The sequence below is a fragment of the Paenibacillus phytorum genome (assembly GCF_013141715.1).
GTDB classification, from domain to species: Bacteria; Bacillota; Bacilli; order Paenibacillales; family NBRC-103111; genus Paenibacillus_E; species Paenibacillus_E phytorum.
This window is the reverse complement of sequence record NZ_WHOA01000004.1, coordinates 12,248-36,567: the sequence shown is the minus strand read 5'-3', so window position 1 is coordinate 36,567 and position 24,320 is coordinate 12,248. Positions and strand designations below refer to the sequence as shown.

Annotated in this window: 16 protein-coding genes; all 16 read left to right on the top strand. The window is 46.1% G+C overall.

What is annotated here, in order from left to right:
• The first annotated feature begins 221 nt into the window (after positions 1–221).
• The 16 genes from GC098_RS00140 (at position 222) to GC098_RS00065 (ending at position 24,315) form a co-directional block, all read left to right on the top strand.
• Positions 222–1,610 (top strand): ABC transporter substrate-binding protein, encoded by a 1,389-nt coding sequence (locus GC098_RS00140; RefSeq protein ID WP_171639834.1) that lies wholly within the window; start codon positions 222–224, stop codon positions 1,608–1,610.
• Between the two features lie 74 nt (positions 1,611–1,684).
• On the top strand, positions 1,685–4,636 hold the full coding sequence (locus tag GC098_RS00135; protein WP_171639832.1) for an extracellular solute-binding protein: 2,952 nt from the start codon (positions 1,685–1,687) through the stop codon (positions 4,634–4,636).
• A gap of 66 nt (positions 4,637–4,702) precedes the next feature.
• A complete protein-coding gene (locus tag GC098_RS00130) occupies positions 4,703–5,626 on the top strand; it encodes a carbohydrate ABC transporter permease (protein WP_246358345.1) in 924 nt (307 codons plus the stop codon).
• 5 nt (positions 5,627–5,631) lie between these two features.
• Positions 5,632–6,504, top strand: a complete 873-nt coding sequence (locus GC098_RS00125; protein ID WP_171639828.1) for a carbohydrate ABC transporter permease — start codon at positions 5,632–5,634, stop codon at positions 6,502–6,504.
• Between the two features lie 15 nt (positions 6,505–6,519).
• A complete protein-coding gene (locus GC098_RS00120) occupies positions 6,520–8,583 on the top strand; it encodes a YIP1 family protein (protein WP_171639826.1) in 2,064 nt (687 codons plus the stop codon).
• A 75-nt stretch (positions 8,584–8,658) separates the two neighbouring features.
• A complete protein-coding gene (locus GC098_RS00115) occupies positions 8,659–11,259 on the top strand; it encodes a DUF5696 domain-containing protein (protein ID WP_171639824.1) in 2,601 nt (866 codons plus the stop codon).
• 1 nt (position 11,260) lies between these two features.
• Positions 11,261–12,157 carry a carbohydrate ABC transporter permease gene (locus GC098_RS00110; protein WP_171639822.1) on the top strand — a complete coding sequence of 299 codons (897 nt, stop codon included), beginning with the start codon at positions 11,261–11,263 and terminating at the stop codon, positions 12,155–12,157.
• A gap of 15 nt (positions 12,158–12,172) precedes the next feature.
• The gene (locus GC098_RS00105; protein WP_171639820.1) at positions 12,173–13,126 is read left to right on the top strand and encodes a carbohydrate ABC transporter permease; all 954 of its coding nucleotides are present in this window, start codon (positions 12,173–12,175) and stop codon (positions 13,124–13,126) included.
• Positions 13,127–13,162: 36 nt separating this feature from the next.
• The gene (locus tag GC098_RS00100) at positions 13,163–14,191 is read left to right on the top strand and encodes a family 20 glycosylhydrolase (RefSeq protein ID WP_171639818.1); all 1,029 of its coding nucleotides are present in this window, start codon (positions 13,163–13,165) and stop codon (positions 14,189–14,191) included.
• A gap of 47 nt (positions 14,192–14,238) precedes the next feature.
• A complete protein-coding gene (locus GC098_RS00095; RefSeq protein ID WP_171639816.1) occupies positions 14,239–17,007 on the top strand; it encodes an alpha-mannosidase in 2,769 nt (922 codons plus the stop codon).
• A gap of 397 nt (positions 17,008–17,404) precedes the next feature.
• Complete coding sequence (locus tag GC098_RS00090) at positions 17,405–18,370, top strand: ABC transporter permease (protein WP_376773704.1); 966 nt, start codon at positions 17,405–17,407, stop codon at positions 18,368–18,370.
• 17 nt (positions 18,371–18,387) lie between these two features.
• On the top strand, positions 18,388–19,260 hold the full coding sequence (locus GC098_RS00085; RefSeq protein WP_171639814.1) for a carbohydrate ABC transporter permease: 873 nt from the start codon (positions 18,388–18,390) through the stop codon (positions 19,258–19,260).
• A 60-nt stretch (positions 19,261–19,320) separates the two neighbouring features.
• Entirely contained in the window at positions 19,321–20,997 is a 1,677-nt protein-coding gene (locus GC098_RS00080; protein ID WP_171639812.1) for a type 2 periplasmic-binding domain-containing protein, read from the top strand.
• 129 nt (positions 20,998–21,126) lie between these two features.
• The gene (locus GC098_RS00075) at positions 21,127–22,206 is read left to right on the top strand and encodes a Gfo/Idh/MocA family protein (RefSeq protein WP_171639803.1); all 1,080 of its coding nucleotides are present in this window, start codon (positions 21,127–21,129) and stop codon (positions 22,204–22,206) included.
• A gap of 27 nt (positions 22,207–22,233) precedes the next feature.
• The gene (locus tag GC098_RS00070) at positions 22,234–23,256 is read left to right on the top strand and encodes a Gfo/Idh/MocA family protein (RefSeq protein ID WP_171639801.1); all 1,023 of its coding nucleotides are present in this window, start codon (positions 22,234–22,236) and stop codon (positions 23,254–23,256) included.
• Positions 23,257–23,367: 111 nt separating this feature from the next.
• Positions 23,368–24,315: a sugar phosphate isomerase/epimerase family protein gene (locus GC098_RS00065; protein ID WP_171639799.1), complete on the top strand. Its 948-nt coding sequence runs from the start codon at positions 23,368–23,370 to the stop codon at positions 24,313–24,315.
• The last annotated feature ends 5 nt before the right edge of the window (positions 24,316–24,320 follow it).

Genomic DNA, 24,320 nt, shown 5'->3' with positions numbered 1-24,320 from the left:
CAAAGATAGGTCATTTCGCTATAATCTTAATAAAGAACGAGGTTAAAGGTATATCTAATTGTGTCGATTCTCCTGAATTAGGAGAATTAAACATTCGTGGAACTATTTTAGTTGGCATACATAACTCGGATGTGCACATTGAGATTCAACTTGTTCTTGTAAAGAGATTGTTTTGTAAGCGTTTTAATTTTTTCAAATCCAAAGGATAGTGAGGGGTTCGAATGAAAGCGTTTAAATTACTTGCAATTCCAGTAGCTCTTACGATGGTCGCGGGTGTAGTTGGTTGTTCTCAGGGTACAGCTAGCAAGACCTCGCCGACACCACAGCCAACTGCACAAACAACAGCGGCGCCGCAAAGTGCGAAACCGGATGAAAAGAAAGCCGATTTGAAAGGTCAGAGCATTAAAATTGGTGCCTGGTATGACGGAGCCGACCCAAGAACAGCGAAAGAAAAAGGCCCAGCAGAAGAAGCACAAATCAAATTAATTGAAGCTGCTGAGAAGAAATATAACTGTAAAATCGAGTTTGTTAAATTCGGGGATTACGACAAATACGTGGAGAATTTCACGACAACTTCGCTTTCTGGACAGCCGTTCGCGGATATCGTGCGTATGGAATTATTCTGGTCGTTCCCACAGCTTGTGAACAAGGGATTTGTTCAGCCGATCGACCAATGGATTAAAGCATCCGACCCGAAATATATCGATTGGATGAGAGTAGGCGGCAGCTACAATGGTCATCAATATGGCTTGGTTGATTCTTCTCCGTCCCCGTATGGCATTTTCTATAATAAAACACTGATTCAGAAGCTGGGTCTGGAAGATCCGTACGAACTACAACAAAAAGGTCAATGGACGTGGGAAAAATTCCGCGAGTTCTCCAAAAAAGCGACGCAGGATACGAATGGTGACGGTAAAACCGATGTATGGGGCATCACTGGCGCTTATGGCAAAGTGAAAGCTTTCGCGGAGCAATTAGTTTACACGAACAAAGGGGCTGTGGATAAAGATGCGAGTGGAGCAATCAAGTTCTCTTTGAACAGTGAAAACGCCATTCAAGCACTGCAATACGCGTCTGATTTGTTCAACGTGGACAAATCAATCGAACAGCCGATTCCAGAAGATGCAAGCAAAGAGTTCGTAGCGGGTAAAGGTGTCATGTACGCGGGCTTCAGCTGGGAACTCGGTGGTTTGAAGGATAATATGAAGGGCCAAGAACTAGGTTACGTTTTCTTCCCGAAAGGTCCGAAAGCCGACAAATATGTGTCCTACACGCCATTCGGCAACATGTGGATGGTATCCAAGTATTCGAAGAATGCGGAAGTTGCTTTACATATTATGGACGAAATCAGCTTGAACGAAGAAGGCAGAAAGCTTTCAGAGCAATCTTGGCAGCAGTCCTACCCGAACAAAGAGTCCATGGATACTCGTAAGCAAATGAGTAATAACATTAATTACATATCTTACTATGGAATTCCTGATGGAGAGAAACTGTTCGAGGGTATTGTGAAGGACATCACCGAAGGTAAAGTATCTCCTGCAACGGCGGTAGACAAAGTGAAGCCGCAATTCGAAGCAAAGATCAGTAAACTGCTCGAGGATAGCAAATAAACACGCATGATGCCATGCCCCTAATTCCATGCAAGCAGGGATTAGGGGCAAGCTTAAAAAAAGGGGGAAAACCCATGCGCCGAGCATTCGCCAAAGTGTTCCTCATATTCGTTTTGTTTTTTGCAACCGGGTTCGTACCGTATCAATGGCTCGGCGGCGGTTCCCGCCAAATCGCTTCAGCGGAAGAGCGTCCAATAAGCGGCACAGCGCTATCGGCTTTGGCAGATACATATAAAAAAGGCAGCTATGCGGAATATTTGGCCAGGTATAAACAATCGACACGCCCGAGCGCTGAAACCGTCATCCCCACCGAACAATTCCGTTCAGCCCAAGGCATGAATGTTTCTGTTCTAGACAATTATCAAGGGGAAAACGGGAAGTCCATTCTGACTTCGGATACGGGGTCTATTGAATGGCAATTTACAGTCGAGCAAGAGGGCATGTACAACATTGGCATCCAGTACTACACAGTAAGCGGGAAAGATTCGGATATAGAAAGAGAATTGCGCATTGACGGTTCGGTCCCTTTTGCCGAGGCCAAAAGCATAACGTTTCAACGAATATGGAAAAACGATAAAAATGAGTTCGAGCGTGACGAGCAGGGCAACGATTTGGTTCCTTCTCAAGTGGAAGAGCCGATGTGGCAGGCATCGTTATTAAAAGATGCGACCGGATTTAATGAAGATCCTTATCTGTTTTATTTTTCAAAAGGCAAGCACTCCATCATGTTTACTTCGGTACGAGAACCGCTCATTATTCATTCACTTAATCTCACAAACTCGGCAACAACGCCCTCGTATGATACGTTGGCGAGCACATATACGCAAAAAGGTTACCAGCTTGCGAAAGATGTGATGCTGCAAGTTCAAGGCGAACGCGCCTTATATAAATCTTCTCCAACACTTTTACCTTATAATGATCGTTCCAGTCCCGCGATAGAGCCGTATCACGTATCTAAATTACGGAACAATGCAATGGGCGGGTGGGCATGGCGGCTTCCTGGTCAATGGATCGAATGGGAAGTGGATGTGCCAGGCGACGGATTGTATCAGATAGCGGTGAAAAATCATCAAAACTATTTGCGCGGGATGGCTTCGCTTCGGACGATGTACATCGACGGCAAAATGCCCTTTCAGGAGCTTCAGCATGTCGGCTTTCCTTTCAATAGTGAATGGCAGACGACGGTGATCGGCCAAGATGCTGAGCATCCATACTTGTTTTATTTCACGAAGGGCAAACACAAAGTCCGGCTCGAGGTAACATTGGGGGATTTGGCCCCGATTCTGAATGCGGTGGAAACGAGCATTTTGGACTTAAATGCGCTGTATCGTAAAATTATTAGCTTTACGGGGACGGTGCCCGACTCGTTCCGGGATTATCAGCTGGAACAAAGAATTCCCGAGATGGCTGGGGAGTTTCGAAAACAAAGCGACTTGTTACATAAAATTACGAAGTTGATTCAAGGACAGAATGGAAAGAACGACGAGCGTACCGCGATGTTGAATACGCTGGCTTATCAGCTCAGTGATATGGCAGACAGACCGGATACGGTGCCATCCCGGATTGATCAGTTCAAAACCAATGTAGGGGGACTCGGGGCGTGGCTGCTTTCGGTGAATGAACAACCGCTGGCCGTTGATTACTTGACGCTAAGCTCGCCGCAAGCCAAACTGCCGAATCCGGAAGCCACAGCGTGGCAGAAATTCAAAAGCAGCTCAGCAGCGTTCTTTGCTTCCTTCTTTGAAAATTACGATCAGTTATCGAATACGAAAGAAGGAGCCGATTCGGTTTCAGTATGGGTAACCTCAGCACGTGACCAAGCGCAGACCATCAAGAAATTGATTGACGAATCCTTTACACCAAAGACAGGAATAAAAATTAATTTGAAGTTGGTATCAGCAGACATTTTGCTGCCTTCTACGGTAGCAGGTAAAGGGCCGGACGTAGCGCTGCAAGCTCCCAACGATTTGCCTGTCAATTATGCAAGCCGCAACGCGATGCAGGATCTATCGGTGTTTCCAGATTTCAACAGCGTGAAATCACGATTTAGCGAAAGCTCGATGGTTCCGTATGAGTTTTCAGGAAGTTATTACGCGCTTCCGGAAACGCAAACCTTCCCAGTCCTCTTCTATAGGAAAGATATTTTGGAGGATGAGCTGAAGATGAAGCCTCCGCAAACGTGGGAGGACGTATACGATTTGCTGCCTACCCTGCAGAAACATAACTTGCAGTTCGGACTTCCGCAAAAACCGCTCAACACCTTCGGTAATGACTTGGAAACCAGGGATATCATCACACTCCCACCGAATCCGGCTTTAGCCATGTTTTTATACCAGCATGATGGACAGTTTTATAAAAACGATGGAGCCTCCAGCGGTCTTGATTCGGAAACGGGGATCAAGGAGTTCAAGCAGTGGACTGATTTTTATGTGAATTATAAAATTCCGATCGCAGCTGATTTCGCCAACCGTTTCCGTACAGGCGAAATGCCTATTGGCATCGCCGACTACACGATGTACAACAAGTTGTCCGTTTTTGCCCCGGAAATTAAAGGATTGTGGGAATTTGCACCCGTTCCTGGTACGAAAAAGCCAGACGGATCCCTTCGTCGCGATGTCGGCAGCGGGGGATCGGGCGTGGTCATGTTCAAACGCACGAAAAATAAAGACGCTGCGTGGAAATTCATGGAATGGTGGACGAGCAAAGAGACGCAAATCGCGTTTGGACGTCAAATGGAAATTCGCATGGGATCTTCGGCTAGGTATCCGACGGCCAACATGGAAGCTTTAGCCGCTCTGCCTTGGCCTTCCAGAGATTTCGACAGGCTGAAGGAGCAGATGAAGTGGGTGAAAGGGATACCCGAGGTTCCGGGCGGTTATTTGACGGGACGTAACATTGATAATGCATTTCGTAGAGTCGTCGTTCAAGGTGACGATCCACGCGAAACGATGGATTATTACGTCCGTTATATCAACGACGAAATTGCTTTAAAACGGAAAGAGTTTAATCTTCCCTACGAGAAATGAGGGGGCGCCATGAAACAACAGCCTGCAGTGAACCCTAGCCTGCCACGTGATACTGGAACATCCGTGATGAAATCCAATTCGGCGTTCCGAGGTAAATTCGGCCGACTGGGTATTGAATTCAAAAAGCATAAGCATGCTTATATTTTAATAGCGCCATATTTTCTTATTTTCCTTACATTTACGGTATTTCCCGTATTAATGTCCGTTTGTTTAAGCTTCACGAGCTTCAATATGCTTGAACCGCCCAAATGGGTGGGCTGGCAAAATTACGCCAGATTGTTCGTACAGGATGACATCTTTTTGATCGCACTCAAAAATACGCTGCTGTTTGCGTTAATTACCGGGCCGATCAGCTATATGGCTTGCTTCCTGTTCGCTTGGCTGATTAACGAGCTGCGGCCTAAGCTGCGCGCTGTTCTCACGCTAATTCTGTACGCTCCTTCGATATCGGGTAATACGTATCTGATCTGGCAAACCTTGTTTGCCAGCGATTCTTACGGATATGCCAATTCATTCCTGATCAAATGGGGGATGATCCTGGAGCCGATCCAGTGGCTGCAGGATCCGAGGTTCGTTCTCGCGATTCTAATCCTCGTACAGCTGTGGCTCAGTTTGGGAACATCCTTTCTAGCCTTTATCGCTGGTCTGCAAAATGTAGATCGCACACTGTATGAAGCCGGTGCCATCGATGGCGTGCGCAACCGTTGGCAGGAGCTATGGTTTATCACACTGCCGGCCATGCGGCCACAGCTGCTGTTCGGTGCTGTTATTCAAATCACGCTCGCCTTCTCCGTGGCCGAAATTTCTATCTACATGATTGGTTTCCCGAGTGTAGATTACGCAGCACATACAATTGTGACCCACTTAGTCGACTATGGTTCGATCCGTTTCGAGATGGGGTACGCCTCCGCGATCGCGACTGTCTTGTTTACTATCATGTTTGCAACAAACTTCTTAACGCGTAAGCTGCTAGGAAAAGTGGGTGAGTGACCAGAATGAAGCTGACATTAAAGATGCCAAAGCGTTTAAACCGTTCTTGGGCGGTTGATATTTTACTGTTCCTGCTGCTTGGCGGCATAGCCTTCTTTATGGCACTGCCGCTGGTTTTTACCATTAGCAATGCGTTTAAACCGATCGATGAAATATTCGTATTTCCACCAAAGCTATTAGTGCGTAATCCTACGTTCAAAAACTTTACAGATCTGGTGAACATTTTTTCCGATTCATGGGTGCCGTTCTCTCGTTATGTGTTCAATACGTTCTTTATTGCCATCGTAGGCACCGTGGGTCATGTCATCATCGCATCCGCTGCTGCTTATCCGTTGGCCAAAATCAAGTTCCCAGGCAGGAACATCCTGTTCAATCTGGTCGTTATGTCGCTTATGTTTACGGCTTATGTCACACAGGTACCCAATTACATGACCATTTCTTGGCTTCATCTCATTAATACCTATTGGGCGATCATCTTGCCGTCCTTCGGCATGACACTCGGATTGTATTTGATGAAACAGTTTATGGAGCAAGTCCCAGACTCTCTTCTGGAAGCAGCGAAAATCGATGGTGCCAGCGAATATCGGATTTTTTGGCAGATCGTCATGCCGATCGTTAAGCCTGCGTGGCTGACGCTGGTCATTTTTTCACTGCAAAATTTGTGGACGAATGGTTCTGTGACGAGCCATAAATATATTTACAGCGAGCAGTTGAAGACCGTTGATTATGTGTTCGGGCAAATAGCTAGCGGTGGATTGGTGCGGACAGGACCGGTGTCAGCCGTTACCCTGCTAATGATGGCCGTGCCTATAACCGTGTTTATCGTGACACAAAGCAACATCATCCAAACCATGTCCACTTCTGGTCTGAAAGAGTAAACAGGGGGGAGCCACTTGAAAAGAATACTTATCATGATGTTCGCCGTTGTGCTTTTCATCGGTATGGCCGCTCCTGTATATGCCGCACCTAACAACGATACGTACAATTACAATTTTTGGGGACAGAGCGTCCCGGCTCCGAGTCCTTATGAGCTGGGGCAGGTTATGTATGGAACAGACTGGAAAACGGGCAATCTGTCGTCACCCCAGGATCTATTCATCGGCAGTGATCGTCGAATCTACATTGCGGATACCGGAAACGATCGAATCGTCGTATTGAATGATCAGTTTCGGGAAGTTCAGGTTATTTCCGGGTTCGAAAATAACGGAAGCAAGGAAACGTTCAACAAGCCGGAAGGCGTGTTCTATAACGGAACCGACGGTCATCTTCTTATCGCAGATACGCAAAACAAAAGACTGGTGGAATTGAACGGTCAGGGAGCGTTGGTACGTGTAATGGGGGAGCCGAAGTCAACACTACTGCGAGAAGGATTCCAATACATGCCAACTAAGCTGGTTGTCGACAAGGCGCAGCGGATCTATGTTATCAGTCGCGGATCCTACGAAGGCATTATGGAATTTGATACCGATGGCGAATTCAATGGGTTTATCGGTACGAATCGCGTGAAGTTCAATCCCGTGGATTTGTTCTGGAAACGGATTTCGACCAAAGCGCAGCGCGAGCAAATGCAGTTGTTCATTCCGCTTGAATTTAATAACTTGGACATTGATGAAGACGGTTTTATTTATACGACCACTTCAGAGGAAAAATCGGATCGCCCGATCAAACGGCTGAATCCGTCTGGTGTGGATATTTTAAGGGATAAAGGGTATTTCCCGCCTAAAGGGGATATCCAAACGCTGGAAGTCGGTAGCGCGCCTGGAAGCTCCATTTTCATCGATATTGCTAAGGATGAAGGCGGCATGTACAGCGCAATGGATTTGAAAAGAGGTCGCATATTCACTTATGACAAAGACGGCAATCTGCTGTACGAATTCGGCGGACTTGGCAGCGAACAGGGGAAATTCCGCACGCCTTCTGCGATTGCGATGCTCGGGGACAAGGTACTGGTGCTCGATAAAGACAACAACCGTTTGTCTGTTTTCCAGCCTACACGTTATGGAAGCCTGATACGTGAAGCAGTAAAATCGCTCTATAACGGAAAAACAGATGCCTCTACCGCTTCATGGCGGCAAGTACTTCAAATGAATGGTAACTTTGAGGTGGCTTACATCGGGATCGGTAAATCGTTATTGAAAAATGGCGACAACCGCGGGGCGATGAGCTATTTCAAATTAGGAAATAACCGAGACTATTATTCCGAAGCTTTCAAACGGTACCGAAAGGAAGTCGTGTTCGCGCATTTTGGCACCATCGTACTAGGCTTTGCGCTTGTCTTTGGTCTTGGTTATACAGCTGTGAAGCTTGCTGGCAGAAGAATGCGTGGTAAGCATTACACGGAAATCGGTGTGTTGAAAAATCCTTTTTATACGATGGTGCATCCGTTTAACGGATTTTGGGAGATGAAGTACGAACAAAAGGGCAGGTTGAAGGTTGTGGTCATCTGCTTACTCCTCCTTGTGCTCTTCACCATTTTGAAACGACAGTATAGCGGGTTTGTTGTCAATATGAACAATCCTCTTGAACTGAACAGTCTCAATGAGCTGAAATTCATCGTTCTTCCGTTTCTGCTCTGGTGTATTGCGAATTGGTCTTTGACCACTTTGATGGATGGGGAAGGCAAGTTTAAAGAAATCGTAATGGCAACAGGCTATGCACTGATGCCGCTCATCCTGATTTACCTCCCGCAGACGCTTTACAGCAATGTGATTACAGGAAGTGAAAGCACGTTTTATTATTTGCTCGATGCGATTGCGTACATCTGGTTCATCTGGCTGCTATTTGTTGGCACCATGACGGTTCATCAATATTCAGCTTCCAAGACGGTGGTCACGATGATTCTGACGCTTGTTGTCATTGGTATCATCATCTTCCTTGGGGTATTGTTCTTCAGCATGCTGCAGCAAATGATCAATTTTATCACATCCATTTACCGCGAACTCTCATTCAGATTTTAGCGGAACACGATAGGTTTACTAAGATTATGTTTACGAAGAAAGTTTTCCTTCGGAAAACGCTAAGGAGGGATGAAGGTGTCCAGCAAGATGAAAATATCCCTTGGCATCCTGAGCGCCGGTTTGGTGGCCTGCAGTCTGATCGTGATCTATTCGCAGGATCAATCCGTAAGCATGGCGGAAGCTCAATCCCAGGTCAAATCAGTTCTTCCAGATAAATCAGGTAAGGGTAATCCCGTAACTGCCGCAAGCGCGGAGGTTCGTGCTGCAGGTGGAACAGTTGCAGTATCATCCAATACAACCGAGGAACAGAGGGCTCTTCAAGCCATGGAGCTAGTGGCCCAGAATGAAATTCTGATGCTCTACGTCAAACGCGAGACGGCCGAGGTTGCTGTCAAGGATAAAAGAGACGGCTATATCTGGTTTTCTAATCCAGTGGATCGAGAGAAAGATCCCAAAGCTTCTCCTTTGTATAAAGCAGAACTATCGTCCCAACTGTTAGTTACCTATTACAACGAAAAAGGGCAGCTTAATACGCTCAACAGCTACGACGATAGCGTAAAAAAGAAGCAATTTAAAATCAGCAGCGTGGACAAAGGCATCAAAATCGTATACCAGCTGGGAAATATTCCGAAAGATTACGGCAATATTCCTAAGGTAATCGGTAAACAGCGGTTTGAGGAACGTATTCTGGGGAAGCTGACGGACAAGGACACTCGTGAGGATGTCGCTTTTAAATTCCGATTGGACGAACAGAAGCAAGTATATGAAGTTCGCAAGCTGCAAGATTTTGTAGCGGAGGAGCTGTCCAAAAAACTAGAGGCAATCGGTTATACGAACGAAGAAGCCGCCAAGGACAATAAGGACAATGGAGCGGGAAGCAGCGCCCAAGAGGAAGGTCCGAGGTTTACGGTTCCGCTTGAGTACACTTTGGACGGAGAGCATCTTGTTGTCAAGACAGCTGGCAAGGAGCTTCAATATACGAATGCTTATCCGATTGCCATGCTGCAGCTGCTCAAATATTTCGGGGCTGCCGATGATAAAAAAGACGGTTACATGCTCGTCCCTGACGGGTCTGGCGCCTTGATTCATCTGAATAACAACAAAAAGAACGCGGAAGCCTACAACCTTCCGGTTTACGGTTCCGATGGCACTTATGACGTTAAAGAAAAGATTCAAACGAACGAGATCACGAGACTGCCCGTCTTCGGCATCAAGCAGAACGATCACGCTATGCTTGGTATGATTGAAGGTGGAGACGCGATGGCCAATATCACGGCAGACATCTCCGGCAGAAACGATTCTTACAACACAGTTGGCGGGAAGTTTAGAGTCATGGATATGGACTTCTATACGCTAACGTCAGGAACCAAAAAGAGCTCCGTACCGATGTTCGGGCAGAAGCCGTTTCAAGGGGATTATCAGATTCGATATGACTTTTTGTCAGGACCTTCATCCAACTACACGGCTATGGCAGGCAAGTATAGGGAGTATTTGGTGAATAAATACGCTCTGAAGAAGCTAGAGCCTGCTAAAGCAAGTCCATTCCTGCTTGAGGTGGAGGGGGCGTTCCAGAAACAAGCGTCTTTTGTCGGTATTCCGTATCAATCAACGGAAGCACTGACCACCTTTGATGAAACGCAATCGATGCTAACAGCTTTGAAAGAAAAAGGAGTCAAGGATATCGGGCTCCGCTATGTGGGTTGGTTTAATGACGGGATTCGACATACGTCTCCATCGAACGTTGAAGTGGTCGGTGAGTTAGGCGGTAAGAAGGGATTCCGCAAGCTGATCGATTATATGTCAAAGGAGAATATCGATCTATTCCCGGATGTAGCTTTTCTTGAAAAATATAAAGGAGCTTCAGACGCAGCTTCCTTTTTAGACAGACAGAAGGCCAAAATTTACAAGTATGACCCTGTGATGTATGTCAAAGATACATCGAAGTTCTCACATTACTTATTATCGCCGTCTGTGCTGGCAAAAACAGTGGACGGATTTGTCTCCGACTACGCGAAGCTTGGCCTTACAGGCTTGTCTCTTAGGGATTTAGGAAATGAAGTGAACTCAGACTTTAGCCCAGATCATCCGATTAACCGGCAGGATGCGCTAAACATTGCCGTTGGCGGTACCGACAAGCTGAAGCAGCAAGCCAACAAGCTAATGGTGAATGGCGGCAATGCCTACAGCTTGCCGTACGCCAACATTATTGTGAATGCTCCGACCAAAAGCAGTCGCCTGAATCTGACCGACGAAGACGTACCCTTTTATCAAATCGCGCTTCATGGTTTTTATGATCTCGCCGGAGAGCCGTTTAATATGCAGAGCGTAACCGATTCACGCGTTTCCCTGCTGAAAGCGTTGGAGACGGGATCGAATATTTATTACCAGTGGTACTACAGCGATTCGTCAGCGGTTAAGGATTCGGATTATAACGAACTATATGCGCTGCATTATGGAGATTGGCTGGATCAAGCGGCCGATTTCTACAAAGAGGCTGGCACTGTGCTGAATGACGTTCGGCCATATGTGATTACCGATCATCGTAAATTGGCAGAAGGTGTGGTTCAAACGACCTTCGAGAATGGGAAGAAGATTATTATCAATTACAACAGCGCTGCGGTACAGGTGAACGATAAACAACTAGAGGCCATGAGCTACTGGGTAGGAGGTGAGTGATTTGCGGAAAAAAAGATTATCGTTGGAACAGACGAAAGCGTGGTACGGCGTTTTGTTCGTATCTCCCCTCATCCTGGGGATGGTCATGCTTTTTCTGCTGCCGCTCATTCAATCGTTCCGATTCAGCTTAAGTTCCATACAAATGGTAGAGGGCGGCTTTGCCGTACTGCCTAAAGGAATTAGCAACTACACCAGCTTATTTACCTCCAATCCGGATTACCCCCGGTTATTGGTGGAGGGTGTCGTCAATATGGTTGTGAATGTGCCGATCATCATTATTTTCAGCTTGTTCGCTGCCGTTCTGTTGAATCAAAAATTTAAAGGGCGCGCCCTGGCGCGCGCGATCTTCTTTTTGCCGGTCATTCTGGCATCAAGCGCACTTGCTAATCTAGATATCAGCAGCTTCGTAGGAGGTTCGGCCCTCAGTGGAAGCGGGAGCGGAGACGGCGCTAATATGCTGCAAAGCTTTGAACTAAAAAAAATGCTGCTGGATTCGGGCATTGCTCCTATCGTAGTCAATTATATCACTGGAGCGGTAGATCGAATTTATGAAATTATCAGTTCTTCTGGTGTGCAAATTTTGATTTTTTTGGCAGGGCTTCAATCGATCTCCCCGTCCTTGTACGAGGCATCCAAAATCGAAGGAGCAACGGGATACGAGATTTTTTGGAAAGTGACGTTTCCGATGATGTCCCCGCTCATATTAACGAACCTGGTCTATTCCATTATTGATTCCTTCAGCAGAAATAAAATCAATACGCTCATTTCACAAACGGCGTTCAAAACCTTCGATTTCGGTTTAAGTGCGGCAATGTCCTGGGTGTACTTCATTGTTGTGGCTATCATCCTTGTCATCTCCACTGCGCTTGTCTCAAGAAAAGTATTCTATTACGACTGATGGAGGGATAGGACTATGAAATCGCAGGCTGTACGTATGGACGGATGGATTAGCAGGCGTAATCCGCTGGAAAAGGCGAAAAATTGGGCATGGCAGATCATACGCGCCGTCTTGGTGCTCGGCTTTTGTTATATTATATTGTTTCCCATATTTTTAAGACTATCGGTTGCCTTTCGTGACAGAATCGACATTTATGATCCAACTGTGCTGTGGATTCCCCGGCATTTTACACTCGAAAATTTAGCGATAGCAATCTCAGCAACAAACTATTTGTCAGCTTTATGGAATACGTTCCTTATCTCGTCTACGACAACGCTGATTCAGGTTTGTTCTTGCGCGTTGGCGGGATACGCTTTTGCGAGATTGAAATTTAAAGGCAGCGGGCTTTTGTTTGGTCTGGTCATTTTCACCATTGTCGTGCCGCCTCAAACGATCATGATTCCGCTCTATTTAACATACCGGTATTTTGATCTTTTCGGATTAGTCGGGCTATTTTCAGGGAAGAGCAGTATCAATCTGATCGACACGTTTTGGCCGTTTCTTATCTCTTCTTCCACAGCGATGGGGCTGAAAAACGGGCTTTATATTTATATTTTCCGTCAGTTTTTCCGGGGTATTCCCAAAGAAATCGAAGAAGCCGCCCTCGCGGACGGAGCGGGAATTTTCAAAACCTTTTACAGGATAATGCTGCCTAACGCCATTCCTGCCGTTGTCACTGTCGTTTTGTTCTCGTTTGTATGGCAGTGGAACGATAGCTATTATGTGTCTCTGTTTTTGAGTAAAGTGAAGGTGCTTTCGACACAGCTGACGGATATGGGGCCAGCTCTGGGCAAAGAGCCGGATCCGGTGTACCAGTCTATGCTGCTCAACACGGGCGTACTGCTGATGATGGGACCTTTGATTGCGTTGTATTTGTTCGTTCAGCGTTATTTCGTGGAAAGCGTAGAGCGAACAGGATTAGTCGGTTAATAAAAATAAAGATACGGATAGGCTGGAGGATAACATATGCAAAAAAATGGATGGCAGCTGAAAGGATTCCATATGCGCTTCGGATCGCATGAGGATGTCGGTAATCTAAAACGAGTGATTGAGGAAGCGTTGGCGCCTATGGGCGTAAATGTTTTGATACTGGAATGCAACACTTCATTTCAGTTCCAATCTCACCCGGAAGTATCGGGTGGCACTTTGACGAAGGAAGATGCGAGGGAACTGTCCAGCTTATGTAAGCGGCACGGCATCCGGTTGATCCCTTTGTTTGATTGTTTGGGGCACCAAGGTTGGGGCGGAGCGAGGAATTCGCTCCTGCGAGCGTATCCGGAGTTCGACGAAACCCCGCATGTGCCGACGGATGCTAAATGGCCAGAGTTTTATTGCCCGAGCTGGTGCCCTTCCCATCCGGACATTAATCCACTCGTGTTCGATCTGATGGATGAGCTGATCGATGCCTTTGAAGCAGATGCGCTGCATGTCGGCATGGACGAAGTGTTCGCGATCGCGGATGACGGGTGCCCACGGTGTCGAGGGAAAAATAAGGCGGAATTGTTTGCGAAAGCGACGAATGATTACTACGAGCATTTGGTCGGCAATCGGAAGGTTCAGATGCTCATGTGGGCGGACCGGTTGATTGACGCCAATGGCATGGGGTATACAGAGTGGGACGGCGACATTTACGGCATTTGGCCGGCTGTGGATCTTATTCCGAAGGATATTATATTATGCGATTGGCACTACGATAAATTGGATGCTTATCCGTCCGTCGGGCATTTGCTCGACAAAGGATTTGAAGTATGGCCCAGCTGTTGGAAAACACCGGAAGCGGCCCTTGATCTGCTCGAGCAGTCCATCCGCCAAGCGGAAGAGTGGGGGGCGATTGATCGCATGCCGGGCATGCTGGTGACCGGCTGGAATGCCAACGGCGACAAGCTGGTGACCGCACTGCTGGGAGATGGTGACTTAGGCGAAGATACGGGTGATATTAAGGGCATTGCAGCTACGCTGAAAACAGTCATGGAGGCGCTCCGACTACGGACATAGCATCTTGAAGCAAAGAGCTGATATTACATAGAAATGGAGACAACGCCATGACACAGTCCAAAACCGTACATATCATTTCGCATACACATTGGGACAGGGAATGGTATTTGCCCTATGAAAAGCATCACGTATTGTTGATCAAGTTAATGGATACGTTAATTCAAACCCTTGAGCAAGATGATGGATACCGCAGCTTTCATCTGGACGGACAAACGATCATATTAGAGGATTATTTGCAGATACGACCGGAAATGAAGGAGACGCTTGAGCAATTGATTCGCAGCGGACGCATTCATATCGGTCCGTGGTATATTTTGCAGGACGAATTTCTTACGAGCAGCGAAGCGAATGTGCGCAATTTGTTAATTGGTCACCGCGATGCGAAAACGTATGGCGTTATCTCGAAGCTGGGTTATTTCCCGGATTCCTTCGGCAATATGGGACAGGCGCCGCAGCTGCTGCGACAAGCAGACATTGAGAACGCTGTGTTCGGACGCGGTGTGAAGCCGACAGGATTTAACAACGAGGTATCAGAAACTAAGGCTTACGAATCTCCATATTCGGAGATGTTTTGGGAAGCGCCTGACGGCTCCAGGGTGCTGGGCATTTTATTTGCCAATTGGTACAGCAATGGGAATGAGATTCCTGTGAATCCAGAAGCGGCAGCCAAGTATTGGGATCGAAAACTGGCGGAAGTATCCAAATATACATCTACACCGCATTGGTTGTTCATGAACGGCTGTGATCATCAGCCTGTGCAGACCGATCTCACGAATGCAATCAGTGTAGCTGAAGAGCTGTACCCTGACATTCGATTCATCCATTCCAATTTTGAAGATTATTTGAGTGATGTGAACCGAACGATTCCTAGTGACCTGTCCGTCATTCGCGGAGAGCTGAGAAGCCAGCATACAGACGGCTGGTCTACGCTCGTAAATACGGCATCTTCCCGCGTTTATATCAAGCAAAAAAATCAAGAAGGCCAGACACTCTTGGAAAAAGTGGCGGAGCCTTTGGCTGCCTTTGCCTATCAAGCAGGATGCCCATATCCCCATCATCTGTTTACCTATGCTTGGAAAACATTGATGCAGAACCATCCGCATGACAGTATTTGCGGGTGCAGTGTCGACGAAGTACATGCCGAAATGATGACGCGTTTTGAGAAAAGCAAGCATGTAGCTGAATCTATCATTCAAGATAGCCTGACTTGGTTGGCGGAACGAGTGGATACGTCATCTTTTGCCGGTTACGGTAAAGAAGTGGCGCCGTTTCTGGTAACGAATACGACGGGGTGGGAACGCAGTGGTACCTTGACCGTGCAGCTGGAATTAAACAGGATCTACTTCCGTGATGGCAGGGATTTCCGGGATATGAGACAGGACTTGAAGGATAAGAGCTTGGACGATTATGTGTTGGTTGATGTGGATGGGAAACCTATTCCTTTTGGATTAGAGGATATGGGGATTCACTTTGGGTACGATTTACCTGACGACAAGTTCAGGCAGCCTTATTTCGCGCGTGCCGTCCGTGTGACCTTCGAAGCAGCTAATGTGCCGGCTTTAGGATACAAAACGTATGCATTGACCCGTGATGCCTCATTAAAGCTGCTTCTTTCGCCGACTTCTTTAATCGTTGGTACATACGCGATGGAAAATGACTATTTGAGTGTCCAAGTCGCTGATGACGGCTCGCTGACGGTAACGGAGAAGCTTGAAGGAACGGTCTACAAGGGCTTGGGCGTTTATGAAAATACGGGAGACATCGGTAATGAGTATATGTACCGCCAAGCTTGTGGAGACACGGCCATAACTACGCGAGGTATACCAGCATCCATTCGTATTCAGGAAGATACGCCTTTCCGAGCTAGCATAGAGATCGTTCACGAGTTGGAAATACCGGTATCTGCTGAGGATTTATTGGATACGGAACGCAAGGAATTGGTCTGGTTTACGCAGCGGAAGTCGGCTCGATCTGACACAAAGATAACTTTGAAAATCACGACCGTCGTATCCTTGGATAAAAACGGAAAGCGTGTTGATATTGCATCAACCTTTAACAATCATGCCAAAGATCACCGTTTGCGAATGCTGTTTCCTACAGGATTGGAAGCAGAAACCCATTTTGCTGATTCCATCTTTGAAGTGCCGGAGCGGAGCAATAAAACGACAGTCGAATGGAAAAATCCGAGCAACTGCCAGCACCAGCAAGCATTCGTAATGGTGGCAGGGGCGCGGCAGGGGCTTACTATCGCCAACCGCGGTTTGAACGAATACGAGATCGTTCGAGAAGATAGCGGCCAAACCATTGCGGTCACACTGCTTCGAGCTGTAGGGGAACTAGGCGACTGGGGATACTTCCCAACGCCAGAAGCACAGTGTCTAGGCGAACACACTGTGCACCTATCCGTTATCCCTTATGCTGTGCCTGTCGAGACGATGGAAGAGGATCCGCTAGTTCATGGCTCCGGTGCCATACAGGCTGCCCATCAATATCAAGTTCCTTGGTCCGTGAGGCAAACTGAGGTACATCATGGAGAACTGCCACCGACTTATGCTTTTGGGGGCTGGGAAGGTTATGCTATGGTATTTTCCGCCATGAAAGTTTCTGAGGAGACAGGGGATATCATTACGCGGTGGTATAACATCTCTGCACAAGAGCGAGCTCTGAAGATAGATCTCTCTGAGAAGTTCCATCATCCTTATAAGAGCGATATTCTTGAACGGCGTTTGGATCGTCTGCAGCATGAGGGATCGGACGGATTGTCCGTATCCGTTCGTCCAGCAGAAATTGTTACGATTAGTTTTGAACAACTATGAAAATTGTAGGAAAAAAGACTGTTTCAAAAGCGGATGCCAAGTCCGTACATGAAATAGTCTTTTTTTTTTAGGTTAGACGGGTAGGCAAGTTGTATAACGTACAACAATTTCCACGATTTCTTCTGTGAAAGCTCGAGATGTTGTACGCTGTACAACAATTTAGCCTATTTCCGTGCCATAGAGCTACTTTTGGCTGGAATTGTTGTATTTTTTACAATAATTGCTTGGAAAACGTGGATTTGCTCGCCTAAAGTTGTACGAAATACAACATTACATGGATTAGCAAGCGAATGTCATACCCAATGAAATTATAGATTCTTCTATAATTTTTTAAGGGTTTTTTTGATCAAAACTTTTATTATAGGTATATTACATTGAAGTAAGGAGTGAAGCAGCCTTGAACGGAAATATCAATGAAGCTCCTAGACTCTCCCTAACGACAAGTGAGCAAAAAGCTTTGCGGCTGAGACGAAGAAGAAGATTAAAGCAAAACATTCCGCTTTTTATCATGCTTATCCCTGTCATTGCTTACTACATTTTGTTCAAATACTGGCCTATGGGCGGACTTGTTATCGCTTTCAAAAACTACAATTTTGCGGATGGGATTTTGGGCAGTCCCTGGGTGGGGCTGAAGTATTTTAAACTTTTGTTTTCTAGCTCCAATACGCTCCAAATCATTTGGAACACGTTTTGGCTTAGTCTTTTGAGTTTAATTTTCGGATTTCCGATTCCAATCTTTCTAGCCATTCTGCTCAATGAAGTAAGAAAATCGTGGTTTAAAAGATGGGTACAAACGATTATCTATTTACCGCATTTTTTCTCTTGGGTCATTGTTTCTGGTATCGTGTTGTCATTATTTGCAACAGATTACGGTTCAATCAATAAGGTGCTCAAGATGTTTAACATTGAACCGATTACCTTCTTATATGAGTCGAAATCTTGGGTTAGTATATTTATCGGATCAGGCGTTTGGAAAGAAATGGGGTTCAGTACCATTATTTATTTGGCCGCACTAACGACCATTGATCCTTCCCTTTATGAATCTGCGGGTATGGATGGGGCAACGAAGTGGAGGCAAATGTGGCACGTAACGCTCCCAGGTATTCGGCACACCATTATTCTACTGCTTATATTAGCGATGGGTAAGGTGATGGAGGTTGGTTTTGACCAAGTGTATAACTTGCAGAACGCCGCGGTATCGGACGTATCGGAAGTTATTAGTACCTACATTTATAAAATAGGCCTAGGTAGTTCACAATTTAGTTTAACGACTGCAATGGGATTCTTCGAATCCATTATTAGTTGTAGTCTCGTGCTGATAGCTAACCGAATCGCTAAAAAGTTTGACCAAGCTTTGTTCTAGAGAAAGGAGGGACCCTCATGAAAGCGACAAAAGGCGAAAAGATTTTCTACGCTACGAACTATGTGGTGCTCGGATTAATTGCCTTAACGTGCATTCTGCCGTTTATTCATATTGTGGCGCTATCGCTCAGCGAACGGTCGGCGGTAGACTCAGGTCATGTTTTCTTCTGGCCGGTAGGACTGCAGTTCACAGCGTATAAAATTTTCTTCATCGCTAGCCCAGCTTTTAATGCTTTTAAAAATAGCATCATCATTACACTTGTCGGTGTCGCACTGAGTTTGTTAGGTACCATATTAGCTGCATACCCGTTGTCCAGATCGTATCTGATTGGCCGTCGCTATCTTGTTCTAGCTATGGTGTTTACGATGCTCTTCTCGGGGGGGTTAATTCCAACTTATCTGGTTATTAAGAACATGCATCTAATCGACTCCTATTGGGCATTATGGCTTAGCGGATTCATTAGTACCTATAATATGTTACTAATGCGAAGCTACTTTGAGAATATTCCTTATGAAGTGCAGGAAGCAGCGCGAATTGACGGATGTAACGATACCTCGCTTCTCATCCGTATCATACTTCCACTATCACTGCCTATGTTGGCTACGTTGGCTCTGTTCTACGGGATTGGCTTTTGGAATTCATTTATGAACGTGCTAATGTACATCAACAAGAGCGATATGCAAAATTTGACCGTCATCGTCCAGGCGATGCTGCAACAAAACGATCTTCTGAATTCTCCTTCTCTCAATAATGAGGAGCAGGCGGCAGTCGCTACGGAGATGGTTAAAGCAGTTGGGGTCGTTGTAATGGTAGTTCCTATGCTGGTGGTTTATCCCTTCCTGCAAAAGTACTTTGTGAAGGGCGTTATGCTTGGATCTGTTAAGGGTTGATGAGAAAGGTGTTCCCGTTTAACAAAACTTCACAATAAAATTATTGGGGGAAAAATGCACATGAAAAACAAGAAACTGTGGGTTGGTATGACAGTAAGTGTTGTAGCATTAGGGGCAACATTGGTTGGTTGCAGCAGCGACAAGAAGGAAACGGCTACACCGGCAGCAACGACCAAAGCGGGTGAGAAAGCAGCAGTTAAACGTAGCGATGTAACCGTAACCATGTATGATCGCGGTGCAGTTCCTGCATCGGAAGGGTCGTATGAAGAAAATCGCTGGACCAAATGGATTAACCAGAATGGACCGGAAAATGCGAAATTCGTACCCATCCTCCGCAGCGATTCAACTAAAAAATTAAACGTATTGTTTGCTTCTGGTTCCGCTCCGGATATTGTTAGCGAGTATAATACACCGTTTCGTGGCAGTCTGTATGATCAAAAGCAGCTGCTGCCCATCGATGACATTTTAAAATACATGCCTGAATATCAAAAATTACTGACCCAATATCCGCAGTTGAAGAAAGCGGGTACAAAACCAGACGGGAAGTTGTATGAAATCGGTAAAGTAAAAGAAGCTACACCTCAACATCTCTTGCTCATTCGTACAGATTGGTTGAAAAAGCTGAATCTATCGATGCCTACAACAACCGAGGAATTATTGGCCGTGGCTAAGGCATTTGCAGAGAAAGATCCTGATGGCAACGGAAAGAAGGATACCTATGGGCTTAACATGAGTACCTATTCGGAACAAGCGATCAATGAGATTTTCGGCGAAGGCTCTTCGAAAGACTTGTTGGCCTGGGGAGTTAAAGATGGCAAAATTATTCGTCAATGGGATAATGAGCTTGCTTCCCTAACCTTCAAAAAGCAGCTCTACGATGAGGGTATTATTGACAAAGATTATATCAATGACAAAGATGGTGCTAAGGCTAAGCAAGACTTTCTAAATGGCAAAATCGGAGTTTACGTGAAGTTTTCAGGCGGTTGGTATGACTTTGCAATGAACGACCTTCCTACGTTAAAGAAAAATGTGGCTGATGCGGATGTGGCTCCGCTAGCTTATCCAAAATCACCACTCGGGACATTCACAGGGGCAATCGATAATCCTGTTCAAATGACGACAGTCATTAACGCCAAGGCGAAAGATCCTGAAGCTGTAGGCCGTTATCTTGACTTTATGATGAAACCGGAAACGGCTTTGAAAGTGATTAATGGTGACGAAGGTACTCACTGGAAGAAAGCGGCGAATGGCTGCCCGCAGGCTATAGATCCGGCAAAGAACAAAAATGAGGTTGGCTACGCATTGGACTACGAAATGTTCTACTCATCGGGACAAGATAAATGTAGTTTTGTTTTGAGCGGCTTTAATCCGGAAGTGCCTCAGCAGAAGGCCGCTATGGACATGTACAAAGAAATCCAGAAGATCTATTTCGATCCGCAAAGAGGATACCCAGGGCTCACGGTAGGGGAACATATGCCGGTGTATAGTGCTGATCTTCAAATGATTAATACAACGATTCTTAAAGAAAAAGGCGACCTCTTTGTTAAGGCCATTATTAGCGGAAGCAAGTACACCCCTGAACAAGCAATTAAAGACTCACAAGCGGCTTGGGATAAAGCAGGCGGTAAGCAGCTCGAAGACTTCATGAACAAATGGTATCAAGAAAATAAAGATAAAGCGTTCCTTGCTAAGGATGTTATGGCAATCGCGAAACAACAAATGGAAACAGTAAAGTAATTCATTCTTGATGAAGGAGCTGGACATGGATATGCGTTTGCCTGCCATGCAGACAACGCTGAGATGTCTAGCTTCATTTATTTTTCGTATCATCGGATCGATGGAATCACATCATGGGGGGAAATAGGAATGAACAAGGTGAAAGTCGCCATCATTGGCTGCGGCGGTATAGCAACAGGTAAGCACTTACCCAGCCTAGCAAAGATAGAGCAGGTCGAAATTGTTGGTTTTTTTGATATCGTGCTTGAACGCGCTCAGCAAGCGTCAGAGAAGTTTGGTGCTCCCGGAGCGAAGGTGTTTGAGAACTATTATGAGCTTCTTGCTGATGCTTCGATTGACGTCGTTCATGTCTGTACCCCAAATGATTCGCATGCGGAGATTTCGATCGCAGCTATGGAAGCAGGCAAGCACGTCATGTGTGAAAAGCCGATGGCCAAAACAGCCGCCGATGCTCGGCGTATGGTTGAAGCTGCCAAGCGTACAGGTAAGAAGCTGACCATTGGCTACAATAATCGCTTCCGAGCGGATAGTCAGTATTTGAAGAAAGTGGTTGAAGACGGTGATCTAGGCGACATTTATTTTGCCAAAGCGCATGCCATTCGCAGGCGTGGGGTTCCAACTTGGGGTGTATTTCTGGATGAAGACAAACAAGGCGGAGGCCCGCTGATCGACATCGGTACACATGCTCTCGATTTAACGCTGTGGATGATGAATAACTACGAACCTAAGGTGGTGCTTGGCACCGCTTATCATAAGCTTTCCCGGAAAGAAAATGCCGCTAATTCCTGGGGTCCTTGGGATCCTGAGAAATTCAAAGTGGAGGACTCCGCCTTTGCCATGATCGTGATGAAAAACGGCGCGACTGTGATGGTGGAGGCGAGTTGGGCCTTAAATACATTGGATACGAAGGAAGCAAAGTGCACGCTTTGCGGTACAGAAGGCGGAGCCGACATGCAGGATGGCTTACGCATAAATGGTGAAAACCACAGTCGTTTATACGTCAATCAGTTGCAATTCGATGCCAAAGGTGCAGACTTCTACGAGGGTAAAAAAGAGAGCATGTCGGATAAAGAAATCCGTACATGGATTGATGCTGTAATGAACGATAAGCAGCCTATTGTAACGCCAGAGCAATCGTGTGTGGTTTCTGAAATTCTTGAAGCCATTTACGAATCCAATAGAACGGGAAAAGCGGTCTATTTTGACTAAAATAACCCGAAATGAGGCCATTCTTTCATGATTAGAGTAGCGATGTTGAGCTTTTGGCATGTTCATGCAAAAGATTATGCACGTCTAGCTGCCGAGCACCCGGGCACCGAAATCGTGGCTGTATGGGATGAAGTTCCTGAACGAGGAAGGCAAAAGGCAGAGGAGCATGGTGTTAACTTTTATGCCGATTTGCATGCGCTTTTGGCCAATCCGGATATCGATGCCGTTATTGTGGATACACCGACGAATCGACACCGAGACGTGAGCATCGCAGCAGCCGAAGCGGGTAAGCATATCTTTACAGAAAAAGTTATAGCTACCACGACGAAGGAATGTAATGAGATATTGGCTGCGGTTGATGCGGCTGGGGTCAAGCTAACGGTTTCTCTACCTCGTCTGTATACGGGATTTACGCAAGCTGCATACAACTTCATTCAGGAAGGGCTGCTTGGTACTGTATCGACGGTTCGTATACGGCTTGCTCATAACGGCGCATTGCGAACAGAGAAAAATCCGAATGGTTCACTCCCATCCCATTTCTTCAACTTAGAGGAGTGCGGGGGAGGGGCATTGATGGACCTTGGCTGCCATCCGATGTACTTGACACGCCTATTTCTGGGCTTACCGGAAAGTGTTAGTGCCAGCTTCGGTTACATCACGGATCGAGAGGTAGAGGATAGTGCGGTAGCGACTTTACGTTATCCCAATGGGGCAATAGGCATTGTTGAAGCGGGATTTGTTAATAACTACTCACAATTTGATATTGAGGTGCAAGGAACGGAAGGCAGCCTCATGTATTCGAGATCGGATGATAAACTGTTAGTGCGAAGCCACAAGCTTGAAGGTGAAGCAGCAACAGGGTGGCAAGAGGTCACGAATCTGCCTGCGAATCTCCCTTCTCCCTTCGAACAATGGGTGTCACATATTCGAAATGGAACGATTGCTTCTGAAAATATACAATTAGCTCTTGATTTGACCCGTTTAATGGAAGCTTCGACTTTATCGGCACGCTCAGGTGCTGTATGTAGGCTGAGTGAACTGGCGGAATAAAGAGGCTTCCTTGTGGAAAGGCCAGATCATTCCCTGCAAAGAAATAAGGGTAATCTGGCTTTTCTTCATTTGAGGGAAATGATGACAACGAAGCTCTAAGGAGGAACAGACATGCTGGACAAAGGGGAATACTCATTTTCTACCTGCTGGAATATTAAGAAGCATACGATTGGAAGGAACATGATAGAGGAGATCAAAGAGCTCGGCTTTCACAATGTTGAACTGAATTATAACGTGACGGAAGAGATGATGAAGACGATTGAGCCGATGATCGATAAAGGGGAAATTGGCGTATCCAGTGTCCACAATGTGTTTCCTTTCATCAATGATAAGGATTACGATACGGACTCGGTCATGCTGGGTTTCGATGATGAGGTGAAGCGCAAGCGATCCGTGGAACTGTTGATCCGGTCTATGGACTATGCGAACCGCTATGGAGCGAAGGCCGTTGTCGTACATCCAGGTGAAGTGCCTTTTGAATATAACATTGATTCGGATTTGAAAAAGCTGTACAGGGATCACGGAAAGGATTCACCGGAATATCAAAAGCTTTGGAAGGACATGTCCGAAAGACGGGAGCGGTTGAGCCCGCTCTACACCAAGCGGATTCAAGACAGTCTGGAGGAAGTAAGCGAGCATGCAGCCAAACAAGGATGGTCAGTAGCCATTGGCATCGAAACACGCTCAAGGTCCTATCAGATGCCGACCTTGATGGAGGCGAAAACCATTTGCGATAACCTGAAAGGCAGTTCGGTTTACTTATGGTACGACATCGGTCACGCCATGATGATGGATCGGATGGGCTTGTACGATAATCTCAAGGAGCTGCAGGAAGTGAAACGCTATATTTATGGCGTACACATCCATGAAACGCTAGAGCTTTCCGATCACTGGTGTCCTTATGTACACAGCAAGGATCTGCAATATTTTGATCATTTTTTGGAGGCAATTGATTTTGCCAAAGTCAAGGTATATGAACTGAAGGCTGTTTGCCGGCCAGATGAGATTGATGAAAGCCACAGGCTTATTACAAATAAAATTGCAGCTATGAAAGGTTAAAAGGT